Here is a 17684-nt window from a genome sequence, read left to right on the forward strand (position 1 = left end):
CGGCCTGGGGTCTGTCTGACAATTCCCTCCGGGCGACGACGGGAATCGTCAGACAGCCCCTAGTCGGCCTTGGCGTACTCCTGGGCCATCTGCCCGGCGAAGTCGTAGCAGACGACGGGTTCGTCCCCGACGACCCAGGCGTCGTGTCCCGGCGGACACACGAACACCTCGCCGGGTCCCACCTCGCGCTCCTCGCCGCTGTCCATGCGGATGCACAGCCGGCCCTCGGCGAGGTAGCAGTTGTGGTGGATCTGGCAGCTGTCGGTCCCCGCGATCGGCTTGACGGACTCCGACCAGCGCCAGCCCGGTTCGAAGGTGGCCACGGCGAAGTCCAGTCCGGTCATGTGGACGGCTTCGAGGTGCCCCCGGGGGAAATCGCGCCGCTCGTCGGGCTTGTCGAGCGTCTTGACCTCCAGCATGACGCTCCTCCTTCCGGCCGCTCTCCCCGCGGCCCGGGCCGGTCTCCGTCTGCCCCGGCCGGCACGGCGGTAGTCCGCGCCCTGCCTTCCATCGTCCGCCCGGCGCACCGGGGGCGCCATTCGGGGCGGGGCGGGGACCGGGTGCCCGGGCCCGCGTCCTCAGGCCGGTGTGCCGCAGAGGCGGGCGAAGCGCTCGGCGTCGACGTTGCCGCCCGAGAGGATCACGCCGACCCGGCCCGGGAGGGGTCCGGTGCGGCCGGTGAGCAGCGCGGCCAGCCCCGTGGCGCCGCTGGGCTCGAGCACGATCTTCAGGCGCTCGAAGGCGAACCGCATGGCGTCCCTGATCTCGTCGTCGCCGACCAGGACCACACCGTCCAGGAGCCGCCGGTTCACGGAGAAGGTGAGTTCGCCGGGGGTGTGCAGTGCCTGGCCGTCGGCGATGGTGCGCGGGACGGGGATGCTGACGCGGTGGCCCGCCTCCAGCGACCGCTTGGTGTCGTCGCCGGCCTCGGGCTCCACGCCGATGACCCGTGCCGCCGGGTGGAGGCCCTTGACGACGGTGGCGCTGCCGGCGATCAGCCCGCCGCCGCCGACCGGCGCGACCAGCGCGTCCAGCTCTCCCGCCTCTTCCAGCAGTTCGAGTGCCGCGGTGCCCTGCCCGGCGATGACGTGCGGGTGCTCGTAGGGCGGGATGAGCGCCAGGCCCCGTTCGGCGGCCAGGGCCTCGGCGACGGCGACGCGGTCGCCGCGGTAGCGGTCGTAGGTGACGATCTCGGCGCCGTAGCCGGCGGTGGCCGCCCGCTTGGACGGCGGGGCGTCCTCCGGCATGACGATGACCGCGGTGGTGCCCAGCTCCCGGGCGGCCAGGGCGACGGCCTGGGCGTGGTTGCCCGACGAGTACGCGACGATGCCCCGGGCCAGCTGCCCGGCGGTGAGGCGGGAGGCGGCGTTGTAGGCGCCGCGGAACTTGAAGGCGCCGCCGCGCTGGAAGTTCTCGCACTTGAGGAGGACCTCGGCGCCGACGAGCGCGTCCAGGGTGCGGGAGCGCAGGACGGGGGTGCGGTGGGCGGAGCCCTTCAACCGGGCCGCGGCGTCGCGGACGTCGTCGAGGGTGACCGGCGGGGCCGCGGGCGGGGTGCCGGCCGGGCCTGCGGGCGGGGTGGTGGGCGTCACGCGTCTCCTCCTGGGGATGTCGTGCCGGTCGCGGCCCTGGCCAGGGCGAGGTAGTTGTAGGCGGAGGCGCGGGAGATGCCGAGGCGGGCGGCGACCTGCTCGACGGCGCGGCGGACCGCGAAGACGCCGCGCGCGTCCAGGCCGCGGAACAGCTCGACGCGCTCCTCCCGGCCGAGCTCCGCCCAGCTCCCGCGCTGCCGCAGCCGGTGGGCGTCGACGAGGGCGTCGACGACCGAGTCGATGTCGTCGCCGAAGGTGGTCGTCGGCAGCTCGGCCGGGTCGCCGCCGAGGCCGGCGAGCGCGCCGAGCAGGCTGTGGACCCGGCCGACCGCGGTGACGTCGACGTTGACGCACAGGGCGCCGAACACGGCCCCGGTGGAGTCCCGCAGCACCATCGTCGAGGACTTCACCAGCGTGCCGCCGCCGGTCCGGGTGAGGTAGTTGAGCTCGTCGGCCGCCTCGTCGCCGCGGGCCAGCACCCGCATGCCGATCTCGCTCATCGCCCCGCCCACCGAGCGCCCGGTCACCGAACCGGCCACGGCGGTCACGGACCTCTCCGGGGTGCGGTAGTCGTGCAGCACGACCTCGCACAGCGGCCCGAAGGTCGCCGCGATCCCGTCCACCACGGGGGTCAGCGCCGCGAGGATCGCGTCGCGCTCCGCCTCCAGGGCTCGCCCGGCCGTCATGGCCCCTCCTGTTCCACGGGGGTTCTTAGACTACACGTCCACCACTTGGACTCCTAGTCCAGGACAGGAGTCCGGGCGGGAGGGCCGGCGCCCGCCGCACGGGCGCCGGCCCTGCCGCAGGGGACGCGGGACTCCTCTCAGGCGACGGCGAGAGCGGCCGTCGTGGGAACGGCCGTCGCGGGAACGGCCGTCGCGGGAGCGGCCGCTGCGCGGTCGGCCGGTGCGGGAACGGCCTCGTCCCCTTCGGCGAGCAGGGCCGTCAGGGCCGCCCGGGCGCGGGCCACCCGGGAGCGGACCGTGCCGACCGGGCAGCCGCTGCGGGCGGCGGCCTCCGCGTACGGCAGGCCGAGCAGCTGGGTGAGGACGAACGCCTCGCGCCGCTCGGCCGGCAGCGAGGCGAGCAGGTCGAGCAGGACGACGCCGTCGTCGAAGCCGGGCAGGCCGCGCGGCTGGACGCGTTCGACGGCGAGCCGCCAGTCCGCCGTGTCGGCCGGGCGGGGCCGTACGGCGGCGTACCGATGGCTGTCGGCCACCGCGCGCCGGGCGATGGCCAGCAGCCAGGACCGCGCCGAGGAACGGCCCTCGAACCGGTGCAGGCTGCCCAGCGCCCGCAGGAACGTGTCCTGCGTCAGGTCGTCCACCGCCTGCGGGTCGCCGGACAGGTGGGCGACGTAGCGGACGACGTCGCGGTGCAGGGCGCGGACGAAGCGGTCGACGGCGTCGGAGTCGCCGCCGCGTGCGGCCAGCGCCCAGGCGGTGGCCGCCTCGTCGGCCGACGGGGTCGTCGTTCTCCCGCGTGCGGCGGGGAGGGCAGGAGTGATCACCTGGTGTCCTTCTCGGAGGTCCGGGACCGGAGCCGCGCGCGGGTGGGCGGCACACGTGCCTCCGCCCCTGCGCGGGGTGGCGGACACGTGCGTGTCCCACGCGGGGACGCCGTACACGGCTGTGCGCGGGTGCGTGCGCGGCGGCACGTGGTCCCGTGAGCGGGGTGGACGGCCGTACGCCGGCCCGCCGCACGGCGCGTTCGCGTGCGGGCGGCTCGGGCGGACGGCCGTGACCCGGGTGCGCGAGGGCGGTCCCGGGTGTGCCGGCTGCCGTCAGGCGGCAGCGGCCCCGGCCGGAGGCCCCCGGGAGGTGATCGCGTGGACGAGGAGGAGATGCCGCGGCGCCCGGCCGGAACGGGCCCGGCGCACGCGTACGGGCGGCCGGTGCGGCGGCGCGGGCAGGGCGAGGAGCAGGCGCAGCGGCGCGGCCAGCCGTCCGCCCACCGCCCGCAGCAGGCGGAAGACGGCCCGCTCCCCGTGCCCCAGCCACAGGCCGCACAGCAGGGCGGCCAGCAGGTGGGCGGCGAGCATGCCGGCGGACGAGTCGCCGGGCGCGGTGTGCCCGGCGTGCGCGAGGTGCCCGCCCGTGCCGTGTCCCGCGGACACGACCGCGTGCGCCGGCATGGGCAGGGGGTTCGTGTCCGCGGCGTGCGGGCCGCCGCCGGGCGGGAACGGCGCGAGGGAGAAGGCGGAGTGCAGCAGTGCCTGCACGGCGACGGCGACGGCGGTGACCGGCGCGGGTCCGCGCTCACGGCCCGCCAGGCACCAGCCGGCGGCGCCGGTCGCGGCCCAGCCGGCCGCCAGGGTGCCCGGGGACACGTGGTCGCCGGACATCATGACGTGCCCCAGGGCCGCGAGCACGACACAGACGGCCGCGAAGACCGCGGCCCGTGTCGCGCGAGCGCACCACCCTGCCGTCATGGCGTTCCATCCTCGCATCCGGATCCCGACCCGCACCCATGGGTACGGAAAACGGCCGGAGTCCGCTCAACCCCGCCGCCCCCGTCCCGGGCTCGGCAGGGGGTACGGCGCCGGGGGCGGCCCGACGGGCAGGGCGTCGGCGTCGACGCGGCCGTCCCCGTGGGCGCGGGGATCGCCCGCGGCCTGCGGCGGGCGGTTCCGCCGGTGAACAGGCCGTCGCCCGGGCCCGGACGTCCGTACGCCGTGGGAGCAGGCCGGACGTCCCGTGCCCCGCACGGGGGCGTGCCCCGTGCGGGAGGGGCGAGCGGGCGGTGCACCGGTACGGGAGCGGCGGGGCCGACGCCGGCGGACTGCGCGCTCGTGGGGGCGCCGCGCGTGGCCGGATGCGCTCGGCGGAGGGGCGCGGGTGCGGGCGCCGGGCCGCTCGCGGTCCCGGGTGCCGCCGGGACGCCGGTCAGCGGGGGCCGTCGGTGAGCGGCCGGCTGATGTTGACCATCCAGGGGATGCCGAAGCGGTCCGTGCACATGCCGAAGACGTCGCCCCACATCTGCCGCTCCAGCGCCACGGACACCGAGCCGCCCGCCGACAGCTTCTCCCAGTAGCCGCGCAGCTCGCCCTCGTCGTCGCCGCTCACGCTCACGGAGAAGTTGTTGCCGGGGTTGTACGGCATGCCGGGCGGGGCGTCGGCGCCCATCAGGACGAAGCCGCCGGCGGTCTCCAGCAGGGCGTGCATGACCTTGTCGGCGTCCGGGGCGTCCCGCCGGCCGAACTCGCCGTAGGTGGTGAGCCGCAGGCTGCCGCCGAAGACCTCCCGGTAGTGCTCCATCGCCTGCCGGGCGTCGCCGTCGAAGCTGAGGTAGGGGTTGAGGCGCGAGGACATGGTTCCTCCCGGAGCGGGGCGAGGGCCGGTCCTCCGGACAGTAGCGCGGGCCACCGGCGACGGCCTGCCGTGCGCGGCCGGACGACCTACGGCCGGCACCGGCCGGTGGGGGGCGCGGGCGGTCCCGGCGTCCCGCGCGGAACCGGTCAGCGCGGTGCCGGGACCGAACGCGCCACGCGGAAGCCGACGTCGTCGATGCGGAAGGTCGGGTGGCTGCGGCGCCGCACCGAGGCCCGGCAGCTCCAGTGCTCGTCGGACCAGCCGCCGCCCCGGAGCACCCGGTAGCTGCCGTACACCTCGGCGTCGTAGAGGTCCCAGCACCAGTCCCAGACGTTGCCCAGCATGTCGTACAGGCCCCACGCGTTGGGCCGTCTGCCGCCCACGGGGTGGATCCGCCCGTCCGCGTTCCCGCGGTACCAGGCGATGTCGTCGAGGGCGCCGTAGCGCGGGCCGGTGGTCCCGGCGCGGCAGGCGTGCTCCCACTCCGCCTCGGTCGGCAGCCGGTACCCGTCGGCGGAGGCGTCCCACGCGACCGTCTCCTCCCCGTCCCGCACGCGGTACGCCGGGGTCAGTCCCTCGCGCAGCGACAGGGCGTCGCAGAACCGGACCGCGTCCCACCACGAGACGCCCTCGACGGGCAGCCGGTCCCCCCGCGCGGTGCTCGGCCGCAGTCCGGTGACCTGCTCGTAGCACGCCTGGGTGACCGGGAACACCGCCATCCGGAACGGCGCGACCTCCACCGGCCAGGTGCGCCGCGTCCGCCGGTCCGACAGCGTCACCCGCCCCGGGGGCACGGCCACCGTCTCGATCCCGGCCCCCACCGCACGTCCTGCTTCCGTGTCCACGACAGGCACCCTAGCGGCCGGCCGTTCCCCGGGCACGGGACCGAGGACGCCGCCGGTGTCCCTCACAGCTGCCGGTGGTCGATCCCGAGCAGGCTCGCGGCCGCCCCGAAGTCCGCCGCGTGGTGGCCGACGGCGAGGGACCAGTGGTGGCCCACCCCCGTGGCGCTCCAGGCGTCGACCCACTCCCCCGGGTCGCGGCCGAAGTCGACCCGGCTGGTGGTGTTGCCGATGGTCAGCAGCGGCCCCGGGACGACGGTCCCCTCGCAGGTGACGAAGGACAGCGTGCCGTCGGCGTCCTGACCGAGCCCCAGCAGGGTGACGGGCCCCCGCCGGACGTCGAACTCCACGCTCACGCCCCAGCCCCGCTTGCCGTGGTAGACGCCGAGCCCGCGCAGCAGCGGGTCCCGGGAGCCGACCGCCAGGTGGCCGGGCCCGTCGTGGCCCATCTCCACCACGCCGTCCTTGAAGTCGAGCGCCTGGATCTCGGTGAAGGTCCCGCCGCCGCCGACGCACTCGGAGGCCAACTGGGCGACACTGGTGCGCAGTTCGTACTCGCCGGTGGCGGGCACGCCCCGGGCGGTCAGCAGGGAGGCGCCCAGGATCATGCCGGCGCCGAGCCGCTCGTGCAGTTCGCCGTCGAGACCCCGGTGGTAGTAGGCGAGGGTGTCGAGCCCGAAGTCCGCCACGAGCCGGTCGAGGGCGACCGACACGGTCGCGCCCCACGCGAAGTCCTCGTCCGCCACGCTGTCGTCGAGGGTGAAGACCCGCCGGGCGAGCGCCATGCGCTCCCGGGTCTCCGCCTCGGTCACCCGCTCCACCCGGTGCCGCAGGTCGTCGAACTCCAGCACCTCCACGTGCGAGCCGAACGTCGCGGGAAGCAGGGTGAGATCGGTCGAGACGTCCAGCATGCCCGGGTACAGGTGCCCCATCAGGCCGTGCCGGGCGTGCCGCAGCGCGGCGCGGACGTGCGCGGCGCGCACCCACTGCCCGATGCGCCGCCAGGCCGACTCCTGCCGCAGCCAGCCGGAGACCGACCGGAAGGGGATGCCCGCGCGGCGGAAGACGTTGCCTATCTCGGGCACCGGGCACTGGGCGCAGTACGCCAGCCAGGCCCCGGTGTCGAAGGACGCGTGGTCCATCCGCTCGGTCGGCTGGAGGTCGACGACCAGGACGGGGGCGTGGGAGCGCCGCGCGATCGGCAGCACCATCGACGAGGTCAGGTAGGTGGTCAGGAACAGCACGATCAGGTCGCAGTCGGCCCGGCGCAGCCTCTCCGCGGCGGCGGCTCCCTCCTCGGCGTCGGAGACGAACCCGGCGTCGGTCACCTCCGCGTCCATGCCCCGCAGCCGCTCGGCGACGTACCCGGCCGACTCCCGCAACTGCGGCAGGAGGCCGGGGAACTGCGGCCAGTAGGTGCCGAGTCCCCCGGCGACCAGCCCGATCCGGGTGCGGCGGCGGGTGACCGGGGGCAGCAGGTCGCGCAGCGGGGCGGTCCGGTCGGCGCCCGGGTCCTGCGGCGTCCGCGCCGTGGACCGGGTCGTCCGCGCGGATGCCGTCGTGCGTCCGGTCGATGCCATGGTCGGTGCTCCTCGGGGAGGTCGGATACGGCGGGAGCGGCTCGGGTCCGTACGGCTCGGGAGCCCTGTACGGCTCGGGAGTCCCGTACGGCGTGAGGGTCCGCACGGGCCTCAAGTCGCTTGGTTATCGGGGTGGTTATGGGGCCCTTGCGGCCTCAAGGCCGTACAGCCCTCAAGGCCGTACGGCCCTCAGGTCCGCGCGGTCTTCAGGTCCGGTCGGGCGGGCGCGACGCCCGGGGCGCGCGGGACCAGGACCCGGATGATGAAGACGCCCGCGAACGCCGCCAGCGTCATGCAGGCGGTGATGGACCAGAGCAGGACGGCCGCGCTGTACTCGGCCAGGGCGGGGGTGAAGAACGCGGCGACCGCGAAGACGCCGCGCGACAGGGCGTAGGTGAGGCCCTGGGTGGTGCCCCGGGTGTCCGCGGGCAGCATGAGCTGCGACCAGACCTTGTAATTGGCCTCTCCCGCGAACGGGTTGGAGAGCTGGTACAGGACGAAGAAGACGAGCATGCCGGCGAGGGAGCCGGCGGTCAGGGACGCGGTGACGAAGGCGAGGACCTGCACGGCGGCGGCCACGTGGAACAGCCGGTCCCGCCAGGGGCTGTCGGCGACGCGGACGAAGGCCAGGGTCAGCAGCACGCCGATCGGGACGAAGGCGAGGTTGATCCCGGTGGCCAGGCTCTGCGAGGCGTCGCTGACCGTGACCAGCAGGTAGGTGCCGAACTGGCCGAAGGTGTTGGCCCCCAGGCCCCAGGTGACGTAGAAGACGAAGGTCGCGGCCATGGGCAGCAGCGCGGCCCGCGTCCACACGTCGCGCAGCGCGAGGGCGTGCGGGGCGGCCGGCCGTCCGGGCGCGTCGGCGGCGGCCCGGTCCGGTGCCCCGTCCGGCTCGGCGGGCAGTTCCAGCCGGGCGCGGAGCAGCCAGGTGACGAAGGCGGCGAGGGCCAGCTGACCGGTGATGATCCTGGCCCCGGTCATGCCCGTGGTCGACAGGGCGAAGCCGAGGAGGACGGCGACCGTGATCCCCAGCATCCACATGACTTGCGTGAAGGCCACGAGCCGTCCGCGCGCCCAGGCGGGGGCGGCGTCCGAGACCACGGCCAGCGACGTCGGCAGGTCGGCGCCCGCCGCCAGTCCCGCGACGAGGACGCCGGCGAGCAGCACGAGGTCGTCGGGCGCCACGGTGATGACGAGTGCGCCGAGGGCGTAGCAGAAGATGTCCAGGTTGTAGACGCGGCGGCGGCCGAACCGGTCGGCGAGCCAGCCGCCGGCGAGGGAGCCGACGGCGATGCAGGCGGTGACGATCGCGCTGATCGCGCCCGCCATCCACACGCCCATCGCGTAACTGTCCCGGTAGAGGGCCAGGTTGACGGAGATGCCGACGATCAGCCCGGCATCGAGGTAGGAGGCCATGCCCGACAGGGCCGCAGCCTTCCACAGGTGCCGGGGGACGGGGCGCTTGAGGGGATCCGGAGGGATGGACTCCGGTGCGGTCGGGGTACGGGCCATGAGGCGACTCCGTCGTCGTGTGACATGGCAGTCCGGGGGCCGGGTCGCAGTGAATATAGGGGGCGAAAAACGTTGCAACAAGGCGTCGTGCGGCCATTCCCGGCACGGTCCCGCCCCGGGCCCCGAGCGCCCGGGGCATGGCGGGAGCGGGCCGGTTCGCCTACCGTGAGGGCGGGTTGAAAACGTTCCAGGTCCCGTGCGCCCCTCCCGCGTCACCCCGGAAGGACCGCCCCCGTGATCTCTCCCGCGCTGCAGCGCCTCTTCGAGGATCCGCCCCGCGCCTACGGCCCCACCCCCCTGTGGTGGTGGTCGGGCGCGAAGGTCACCCGGACGCGCATGGCCTGGCAGATGCGCAGGCTGGCGCAGGGCGGCGTCCACAACCTCGTGGTGATCAACCTGGCGCCCGCGGGGCCGTGCTTCGGCGCCCGCGCCGACGAACCGGCGTGGTTCGGCGAGGAGTGGTGGGACCGCTTCACCGACGCCTGCGCGCTCGCCGCCGAGCTCGGCACGCGCCTGTGGTTCTACGACCAGATCGGGTTTTCCGGCGCCAACGTCCAGGGCGGGGTGACCCGTTGCCGTCCCGGGGCGGCGGGCCTGGCCCTGCGCACCCGCCCGGCGACCGTCACCGGGGGCGCGGTGGCCCTGCGGGACGCCGAGACCCTGGTGGCCGCGTACGGCCCCGGCGGCCAGCGCCTGCCGGCGGTCACGGACGCCGGCGGGACGTCCGGCCCGGCGGACCCGGCCGGGACGGCGGCGCCCGCCGCACTCGCCGGGACGTCCGGCCGCGCCGAGGTCGCGGCCGCCGAGGGCACCGTCGTGCGGCTGGTCACCGCCGTCCCCACGGCCTTCGACTACCTGGCTCCCGACGCCGCGTCCCTGCTGCTGGACGCGGTCCACCGCCACTTCGACCGCCGTGTGCCCGGCTACCTGGGGAACGTCGTCGCGGGCAGCTTCCAGGACGAGCTGCCGGCCACGAACTCCTGGAGCCGCCGCTTCCCCGCCGAGTTCCGCGCCCGCCGCGGCTACGACCTGCTGGACCACCTGCCGGCCCTGTTCGGCGCGGCCGACGGCACGGGCGGCGCCACGGACACCGGGCGGGCGGCGAAGGTCCGCGCCGACTACTACGCGGTCCGCGCCGCGCTCACCGAGGAGGGCCTCTTCCGGCCGCTCGCCGCCTGGCACGAGGAGCGCGGCATGCTGATCGGGGCCGACCAGAGCAACCCGGCCCGCGCGGGCCTGCCGGTCCAGGCGACGCAGCTCTACACGGACTACTTCCGCACCCACCGCTGGTACGGCGCCGCCGGCAGCGACCACCACGGCGACGCCAAGGTCCACTCCTCCATGGCGCACCTGTACGGCCACGAGCGGGTGTGGATCGAGGCGTTCCACTCCTCCGGCTGGGGCGGCACGCTGGAGGACACCTACGAGTGGCTGCTGCCGTTCCTGCGCCGCGGCGCCAACCTGTACAACCCGCACGCCAGTTACTTCAGCACCGCGGGCGGCTGGTTCGAGTGGGCGCCGCCGTCCACCGACTGGCGTCAGCCCTACTGGCGTCAGTACCCGGCGTTCGCGCGGGCCGTGGCCCGCCTCTGCTCGATCCTGTCCTGGGGGAGCTACGCGGCCGACGTGGCGGTGCTGCACCCCACGACCACCGTGCAGGCCCTCGTCCCGCTGGACGCGCCCGTCCACCACTTCGGAGACGGCCGGCTGGGCGACGGTCACGCCGACGCCGACGGGACGCAGGAGACCTACCTGGACCTGTGCGGCTGCGACAACTGGCTGCGGCCGCGGATCGGCGCCCTGGACCGGGGCGGCATCTCCTTCGACGTCGTCGACGACGACTCGGTCCGGCGCGCCGGGGCCGACGGCGGGGCGCTGCGCGTCAGGGACCTGGCGTACCGGGTCGTGCTGCTGCCCTCGGCGAGCGTGCTGGAGGAGGAGACGGCACGCCGGCTGACCCGGCTGCTCGACGGCGGCGGCCGGGTGGTGGCCGTGGGGCGGCCGCCCGCGACGGCCGCCGGCCTGGCCGGGGACGACTCCGTGGTGGCGGCGCTGCTCGCCCATCCGCGGCTGGAGCGGGTGCCCGACGCCACCGCCGCCGCGGCGGCGGTGGCCGACGCGTCCGGGTACGCCACCGGAGAGGTCCCGCTGCTCGTCCGGCGGAAGGGCCGGCACGCCGTCGCCCTGGTGACGGCGGCCTTCCCCGACGCCGGGCTGCCCGCGCGGTCGCGCACCGGCGCCCCCGCACCGCGCCGCGGCCACACCGTCGACCCGGCCCGCCGCGCCCGCGCCTCGACCGTCACGGTGCGCGCGCCGGTCGCCGAGGCCGAGGTGTGGAACCCGGCCACCGGCGCCCGCGCTCCGGCGCGCGTCACCGTCGGCGCGGACGGCGTCTCCACCCTCGACGTCCCCCTGGACGGCGCTCCCGCCGTCCTCGTCGTCTGGCGCGAGGGCCCTGCGTCGGCCGACCCTCCGACGTCCGGCCCTGCGGCGCCCGTGCCGCGGCGGGAGCGGACGATCGACGTCTCGGCCGGCTGGCAGGGCCGCCTGGTCCCCACGCTCGACAACACCTGGGGCGATCTGGCCCTGCCCCCGGGCACGTCCGTCGCCGAGCCGCAGATCTGGGACCTGCGGTGGACCGAGGCGGCGGCCGGCGCGCCGCAGGAGGCGGCGTGGCGGCCGGCGCGGGTGACGTACGGCGACCGGGTGCGCGTCCTGCCGCCGGTGCCGGCCGGGCGGGCCCCCGGGCCGCTCGACGCCGACCGCGTGGAGCGGGTGCTGGCCGGGGAGCTGCCGCTGGTGCCGCCGGGGGAAGGCTGGGGCGTCGCCGTGTACTCGCCGAGCCGCGGCGCACCCGACGCGGACGGGCTGCTCGGCACCAAGGCGCTGGTGCCCGAGGAGTTCGTCCGGGTCCCGCCGCCGGGCACCGGGCGGGTCGCCCGGGTCCGGGCCGTCGTGGAGACCGCCCACCGGGGGCCGGCCGACCTGCACGTCGGCGCCGAGGCGGCCAAGCGCGTGTGGTGGAACGGCGAGCCGCTCGGCACGGGCGGCGGCTATCTGGCGTCCGCCCGGATCACGGTGGCCCGGTCCCGCAACGTCCTGGAGTACGAGCTGTCCGACGCGCAGGACCGCCCCTCGGCGATCTCCGCGACCGCCGGCACACCGCTGGGCAGCTTCTTCTGCCTGGCCCCGCCGGACGGTTTCGCACCGCGCCCCCGGTTCATGCGGCTGCCCGACGGCGCGTGCCCCGACGGCCCGGTCACCTACCGCGGGCGGCTGCGGCTCGCGCGCGGCGGGGCGCGGGCGGTGCTGGTCGTGGGGGCGGCGACGGCGGTCACCGTGCGGTGCGACGGGGTGGTGGTGGCGCGGCAGGAGAGGACGGAGTACTACGCGGCGGACTGGGGCGCGGTGCCGGCCTTCTTCCGCCACACGCTGACCCTGGACGCGGGTGAGCACGTGCTCGACGTGGTCGCCGAGGGCGGCGGCGCCCGGGACGCGGTCTTCGTGGACCTCGTGGCACGCTCCGGGCCGTTCGCGACCGCGCTGGTCAGCGGGGCCGGCTGGGAGGCCGCGGCGGGCCGCGTGCGGGGCCGTACCGTCGAGGACGGCACCAGGCGGGGCGAGTTGCAGCACTGTCACGCCGCCGTGCGGGCCCATCCGCTGCCCGGCGCCCGGTGGCTCGCCGGCCCGCCGGTGCTCGGCCGCACGGCCGGGCCGCTGCGGGCCACCGACGACGTCCGTGCGGCGCCGCAGCGCTTCCGTCTCACCGTGCCGCCCGGCACCGTCGCGCTCACGCTGCCGCTGGAGCTCCCCGCCCGGGTCCGGGTCGGCGACGGCGCGTACCGCGCCCTGGACGGGCCCGTGCTCACGCTCCCCGCGCCTTTGGAGGAGCCGACGGAGGTGGAGGTGGTCACCGCGCCCACGGCCGTCCTGCGGGGCGGTTCCGCCTGGCGCGGGCCGGTACGGGTGCGTGCCGTTCCGGCGCCGCTGGCGCTGGGCGACTGGCGCGCGCTGGGGCTGGCCGGCTGGAGCGGCGGGGTGGCCTACGCGCGTGCGGTCGCGGTGCCGCCGGGGCCGGAGGCCGTGCTGGACCTGGGGCGGGTGCGCGGCAGCGTCGAGGTGGCGGTGGACGGGGAGCCCGTCGGCGAGGCGTTCTGTCCCCCGTACCGCTTCCCGCTGCGCGGGGCCGCCGGGCGCACCGTGCGGGTCGAGGTGACCGTGCGCAACACGCTGGCGCCCTTCCTGGCCGAGTCGACGCCGACGGCCTGGGCGTTCCCCTCCCAGCTGACGTCGGGTCTGCTGGGGCCGGTGACGCTCACGATCCCCGGGCCCTGACGGTGTTCAGCCGCCGGCGGGCGGTCTCGTGGAGTCCCGCTGGACGAGGCCGGGGGCGAAGACGCGGGTCTCGTGGACGTGCTCCGCGCGGGCCTCGATCTCGTCGAGCAGCAACTCCACGGCGGCCCGGCCGATCTCCTCGACGGGCTGGCGGACCGTCGTCAGGGCGGTGGCGCCGAAACTCGCGACGTCGAGGTCGCCGTAGCCGACGACCTGCACGTCCTCGGGGATGCGGGCGCCCCGCCCGGTGAGGCCGCGGCACAGCCCCGCCGCGAGGAAGTCGTTGGTGCAGAAGACGCCGTCGGGCAGGTCGTCGAGCTGGTCGGCGATCTTCGCTCCGTAGGCCACCGTCATCTCCTCGGCGACGACCTGCTCCAGCCGGGCCCCGCGCCGGCTGCGCACGGCCTGCCGGGCGCCCTGGTGGCGGTCGGCGCACTGGCGGATGCCGCGCTCCCCGTTGACGACGAGGACGCGCCGCGCGCCGCGGTCCAGCAGGTGCCGCACGGCGAGGCGCCCGCCGGCCACGTCGTCGACGGAGACGGAACAGCCGTCCCGGTCCGGCATCGCGCGGTCGGCCAGCACCAGCGGGATGCCGCGCTCGCGCAGCCGGGTCAGCCGGCCCGGGTCGGCGCCGAGCGGCACGACGACGACCCCGACGGCCCGCTGCTCGACGAGCATGGTGAAGTAGCCCTGCTCGCGCTCCGGGTCGTCCCCGCTGTGGCAGAGCACGAGGGAGTAGCCGTGGTCGTAGGCGGCCTCCGCGGCGCCCCGCGCGATGCGTGAGTAGAAGGAGTTGGCCACGTCGGGCAGGATCAGCCCGAGGGAGGAGGAGTGCCCGGTGCGCAGGCCGGCGGCCCCGAAGTGGGGCACGTAGTCGAGCGCCGCGATCGCGTCGCGGACCCGCTGGGCCGTGCGTGCGTTGACGCGCTCGGGCCGGTTGAGCACGTTCGACACCGTGGACACGGAGACGCCCGCCCGGGCGGCGACGTCCTGGATGCGGGCGGGGCGTGCCGGAATGGCCTCCACCCCCTCGCTGTGACAGCCGTGCGACCGGGCACGACGACGGTCCGCATGAGCGCCGCGAGTATAGCGTGACGGGATGGAGAACGATTTTCTCCGCGTCGGGCACGCGTCAGCGGCTCCAGCAGGGGAGCACCGCCCGGACCGGCGGCCGTCGGGGCACGATGCCGGGCCGGGCGGTGGTCCTCGGGTGCCCGGCCTACTCGGCGTGCTCGGTGCCGATGTACAGGCAGAACGGATGGCCCGCCGGGTCGAGGAGGACGCGCACGTCCTCCTGGGGCTGGAAGTCGGCGACCGTCGCGCCGAGGGCGACGGCGTGTGCGACGGCCGCGGGCAGGTCGTCCACCTCGATGTCCAGGTGCATCATCATCTGCTGGTCCGCGGGGGTGCCCGGCCACCGGGGGCGCCGGTAGGCGGACTCCGTCTGGAAGGCCAGCCCGGTCGTGCCGCCGGGCGGCGCGATCTCCACCCAGTCCTGCTCGTTCTTGGTCACGCGCCAGCCGAGCAGCGCCTGGTAGAACCGGGCCAGTTCCGCTGCGTCCGGTGCGTCGAGAGTGGTGCTGGACAACGTGAGTCGCGGTGTGGACGTCATGCCGCACCGGTACCCGCATACGCCGCAAGCTCGCACGAGGCGGAGAGGGGAGGCCCGCGGCGACGGCGTCCCCGGGCACGCGGAGCCTGGGGACGCCGTCGCCAGGGCCGCCGCCCGGCCGGGCGCGGGGCGTCGTGCGGCCGCCGGAGGCGTCTTGCCGTGCGTGTCCCGCCGAGGCCGTGGACCGTGCGGCCGGGAACCCGGCGGGCACGCCGAGGGGCCGGCCGGGAGGTCAGGTTCCCGGCCGGCCCCGGCTCGGCGGTGCGTGGTTCAGGCCGCCTTCCCGGCCGGGCCGGCGCTGTCGAGGACGTGTTCGCCCGGGGCCAGCGCGACCGGGGCGCAGCCGGGCAGTTCGGCGGTGGCCCGGCAGCCCTCGGGCACGGTGACCCGGGCGGTGAGGCCGGTGGCGGTCAGCTCCCAGGACAGGGAGGCCGTGCCGTAGGGGGTCTCGTGGCGGGTGCGGGCCCAGGTGATCCCTCCGCCGGGGCGCGGGCGGAAGGCGATCTCGCGGTAGCCGGGGGCGGTGGCGTCGATGCCGCCGACGACCCGGTGCAGCCAGTCGGCGACGGCTCCGAGGGCGTAGTGGTTGAAGGAGGTCATGCCGCCGGGGTTGAGGGTGCCGTCGGGCCGCAGGCTGTCCCAGCGTTCCCAGACGGTCGTGGCGCCCATGGTGACGGGGTAGAGCCAGGACGGGCACTCGGTCTGCAGCAGCAGGCGGTAGGCGACGTCCAGGTGGCCGGTGTCGGTGAGCGCGTCGCAGATCAGCGGGGTACCGACGAACCCGGTGGCGATGCGGGCGTCGTCCGCGAGGACGAGTTCGGCGAGCCGGTCGCCCGCGGCCTGCCGCTGCCGTCCGGTGAGCAGGCCGAAGGCGACGCCCAGGGCGTACGCGGTGGGGCTGTCGCTGGTCATGCGCCCGGAGGGCAGCACGTAGCGGCGGCGGAACGCGTCGGCCACCTCGTCGGCCAGCGCGGTGTAGCGCGCCGCGTCCGCGTCGTCCCCCAACTCGGCGGCGGCACGGGCGAGATGGCGGGCCGAGTGGGCGAAGTAGGCGGTGGCGACGAGGTAGCGGTCGGTGCGGCCGGCGGCCGGGTCGTCCGGCGGGGCGGCGGGGTCGAGCCAGTCCCCCAGCTGGAAGCCGGTGTCCCACAGGCGGCCGGGGCCTGCGAGGCGGGCCATGAGCTCGACCCAGGCGCGGGCCATGGGGTAGTGGCGGCGCAGCAGGTCCAGGTCGCCGAAGCGCCGGTAGAGCGTCCAGGGGGTGAGGGTGGCGACGTCGCCCCAGGCGGCCCCGGGCCGGACGGGGGTCCACATCGGTTCGCCGGGGATGACGGGGACGTACCAGGGGATCGTGCCGTCCGGGAGCTGTTCCAGGCCGACGTCGGTGAGCCAGGAGTCGAGCATGCCGGCGCAGTCGTAGAGGAAGCTCGCGGTGGGGGCGAAGACCTGGATGTCGCCGGTCCAGCCGAGGCGTTCGTCGCGCTGCGGGCAGTCGGTGGGGATGTCGACGAAGTTGCCGCGCATGCTCCACACCACGTTCTCGTGCAGGCGGTTGACCAGCGGGTCGCTGCACTCGAACCAGCCGGTGCGGCGCATGTCGGTGTGGTACACCCGGGCGGTGACCGCGTCGGCGGCCAACTCGCCCGGCCAGCCGGTGACTTCGGCGTACCGGAAGCCGTGCAGGGTGAAGCGGGGCTCCCAGGTGAGCGGGCCCTGCCCGGCGAGGATCAGCGTGTCGGTGGCGTGCGCCTCGCGCAGCGGGCGGGTGGCGAGTTCGCCGTCCTGCAGGACCTCGGCGTGCCGCAGGGTGACGGCGGTGCCGGCGGGGCCGTCGACGGTGACGCGCAGGCGGCCCACGAGGTTCTGGCCGAAGTCGAGCAGGTGCCGGCCGTCGTCCGTGCGGCGGACCGCGACCGGGGTGACCTCCTGGGTGCAGCGCACCGGCGGTCCCTGCGGGGCGACCAGGGTGCGCGGGTCGCGGCTGCCGGTGCGGACGGGGGTCCAGTCGGCGGAGCGGGTGCCGCGGGGCGTGGCCCAGTGCGGGTCGTGCAGGCGGGCGTCGAAGGTCTCGCCCTCGTACAGGCCGCTGGCCAGGAGGGGGCCGGGTGCGGCGCTCCAGGTGCCGTCCGTGGCGATGACGACGGTGCTGCCGTCGGCGTGGGTCACCTCCAGCTGGGCGAGCAGGGACTGGTCGGTGCCGTAGATGTTGCGGGTGCCGCCGTCGAAGCCGTACTTGCCGCGGTACCAGCCGTCGGCGAGCCAGGCGCCGATGGTGTTGGCGCCCTCGGCGAGGTGGCCGGTGACGTCGTGGGTGCGGTAGCGCAGCCGGTGCGGGTAGACGGTCCAGCCCGGGGCGAGGGCCTCGTCGCCGACCCGGCGGCCGTTGATCTCCACCTCGTACAGGCCGTGCGCCGAGACGTACAGGCGGGCCCGCGCGACGGGGCGGTCGAGGCGGAAGTCCTTGCGGACGCGGGCCGGGCGGCGCTCGGCCCGCGGGTCCTCGTCCCAGCCGGCGCCCACGGGGACCGCCCGCCAGTCCGCCGGGTCGAGGAGGCCGGCCTCGACGGCGCGGGGCTCGCTCCAGGGGGAGGGTCCGTCGGCGCCCGGGGTCCAGACGCGGACCCGGACGGCCACGCGTTCCCGGGAGGCCAGCGGCGCGCCGGGCCAGTCCACCAGGACCTGGCCGGGTCCGGCGACGCGGCCGGTGCGGTGCACGGCGCCGGAGCGGTCGAGTTCCAGCTCGTAGGCCTCCTGGCGGCCGGCGCCGGAGGGGAGGGTCCAGGTGAGGCGGGGGGCGGGGACGCCGATGCCGAGGCCGTCCGTGAGGTGTTCGAAGGACACCGGGGAAGGCTGAGGGGGCAGCAAGGCAAACCTTTCGTTCACGTGCGCGGGGGCGGTGG

General features: G+C 76.2%; 13 protein-coding genes. 1 reads left to right on the plus strand and 12 read right to left on the minus strand.

Annotated elements, in window-relative coordinates; genetic code table 11:
• Positions 1-59: 59 nt before the first annotated feature.
• From ACIF8T_RS23715 to ACIF8T_RS23755, 9 genes are all read right to left on the minus strand, one after another.
• Complete coding sequence (locus ACIF8T_RS23715; protein WP_400038089.1) at positions 60-419, minus strand: cupin domain-containing protein; 360 nt, start codon at positions 417-419, stop codon at positions 60-62.
• Positions 420-578: 159 nt separating this feature from the next.
• Entirely contained in the window at positions 579-1592 is a 1014-nt protein-coding gene (locus ACIF8T_RS23720; RefSeq protein ID WP_400038090.1) for a pyridoxal-phosphate dependent enzyme, read from the minus strand.
• Complete coding sequence (locus tag ACIF8T_RS23725) at positions 1589-2278, minus strand: transcriptional regulator (protein ID WP_400038091.1); 690 nt, start codon at positions 2276-2278, stop codon at positions 1589-1591. Before ACIF8T_RS23725 ends, ACIF8T_RS23720 begins: the two co-directional genes overlap by 4 nt.
• A 137-nt stretch (positions 2279-2415) precedes the next feature.
• Positions 2416-3102: a sigma-70 family RNA polymerase sigma factor gene (locus ACIF8T_RS23730; protein WP_400038092.1), complete on the minus strand. Its 687-nt coding sequence runs from the start codon at positions 3100-3102 to the stop codon at positions 2416-2418.
• Between the two features lie 273 nt (positions 3103-3375).
• Positions 3376-4023, minus strand: coding sequence for a hypothetical protein (locus tag ACIF8T_RS23735; RefSeq protein ID WP_400038093.1), 648 nt, complete (start codon positions 4021-4023; stop codon positions 3376-3378).
• Positions 4024-4477: 454 nt separating this feature from the next.
• Positions 4478-4903 (minus strand): VOC family protein, encoded by a 426-nt coding sequence (locus ACIF8T_RS23740; protein WP_400038094.1) that lies wholly within the window; start codon positions 4901-4903, stop codon positions 4478-4480.
• Between the two features lie 146 nt (positions 4904-5049).
• On the minus strand, positions 5050-5748 hold the full coding sequence (locus ACIF8T_RS23745; protein WP_400038095.1) for a formylglycine-generating enzyme family protein: 699 nt from the start codon (positions 5746-5748) through the stop codon (positions 5050-5052).
• A 62-nt stretch (positions 5749-5810) separates the two neighbouring features.
• Entirely contained in the window at positions 5811-7325 is a 1515-nt protein-coding gene (locus ACIF8T_RS23750; protein WP_400038096.1) for an arabinose isomerase, read from the minus strand.
• 189 nt (positions 7326-7514) lie between these two features.
• Complete coding sequence (locus ACIF8T_RS23755) at positions 7515-8837, minus strand: MFS transporter (protein WP_400038097.1); 1323 nt, start codon at positions 8835-8837, stop codon at positions 7515-7517.
• A 234-nt stretch (positions 8838-9071) separates the two neighbouring features.
• On the opposite strand from ACIF8T_RS23755, the gene ACIF8T_RS23760 reads away from it, so the two are divergent.
• Positions 9072-13172, plus strand: a complete 4101-nt coding sequence (locus ACIF8T_RS23760) for a glycosyl hydrolase (RefSeq protein ID WP_400038098.1) — start codon at positions 9072-9074, stop codon at positions 13170-13172.
• Positions 13173-13178: 6 nt separating this feature from the next.
• Here the strand turns inward: ACIF8T_RS23760 and ACIF8T_RS23765 are convergent, their stop codons facing one another.
• From ACIF8T_RS23765 to ACIF8T_RS23775, 3 genes are all read right to left on the minus strand, one after another.
• Positions 13179-14198 carry a LacI family DNA-binding transcriptional regulator gene (locus ACIF8T_RS23765; protein WP_400038099.1) on the minus strand — a complete coding sequence of 340 codons (1020 nt, stop codon included), beginning with the start codon at positions 14196-14198 and terminating at the stop codon, positions 13179-13181.
• 193 nt (positions 14199-14391) lie between these two features.
• Positions 14392-14784 (minus strand): VOC family protein, encoded by a 393-nt coding sequence (locus tag ACIF8T_RS23770; RefSeq protein WP_400038100.1) that lies wholly within the window; start codon positions 14782-14784, stop codon positions 14392-14394.
• A gap of 270 nt (positions 14785-15054) precedes the next feature.
• A complete protein-coding gene (locus ACIF8T_RS23775; RefSeq protein WP_400038101.1) occupies positions 15055-17625 on the minus strand; it encodes a family 78 glycoside hydrolase catalytic domain in 2571 nt (856 codons plus the stop codon).
• Positions 17626-17684 lie beyond the last annotated feature (59 nt).

This window comes from Streptomyces sp. NPDC085946 (genome assembly GCF_044540485.1).
In the GTDB taxonomy this organism is placed as follows: domain Bacteria; phylum Actinomycetota; class Actinomycetes; order Streptomycetales; family Streptomycetaceae; genus Streptomyces.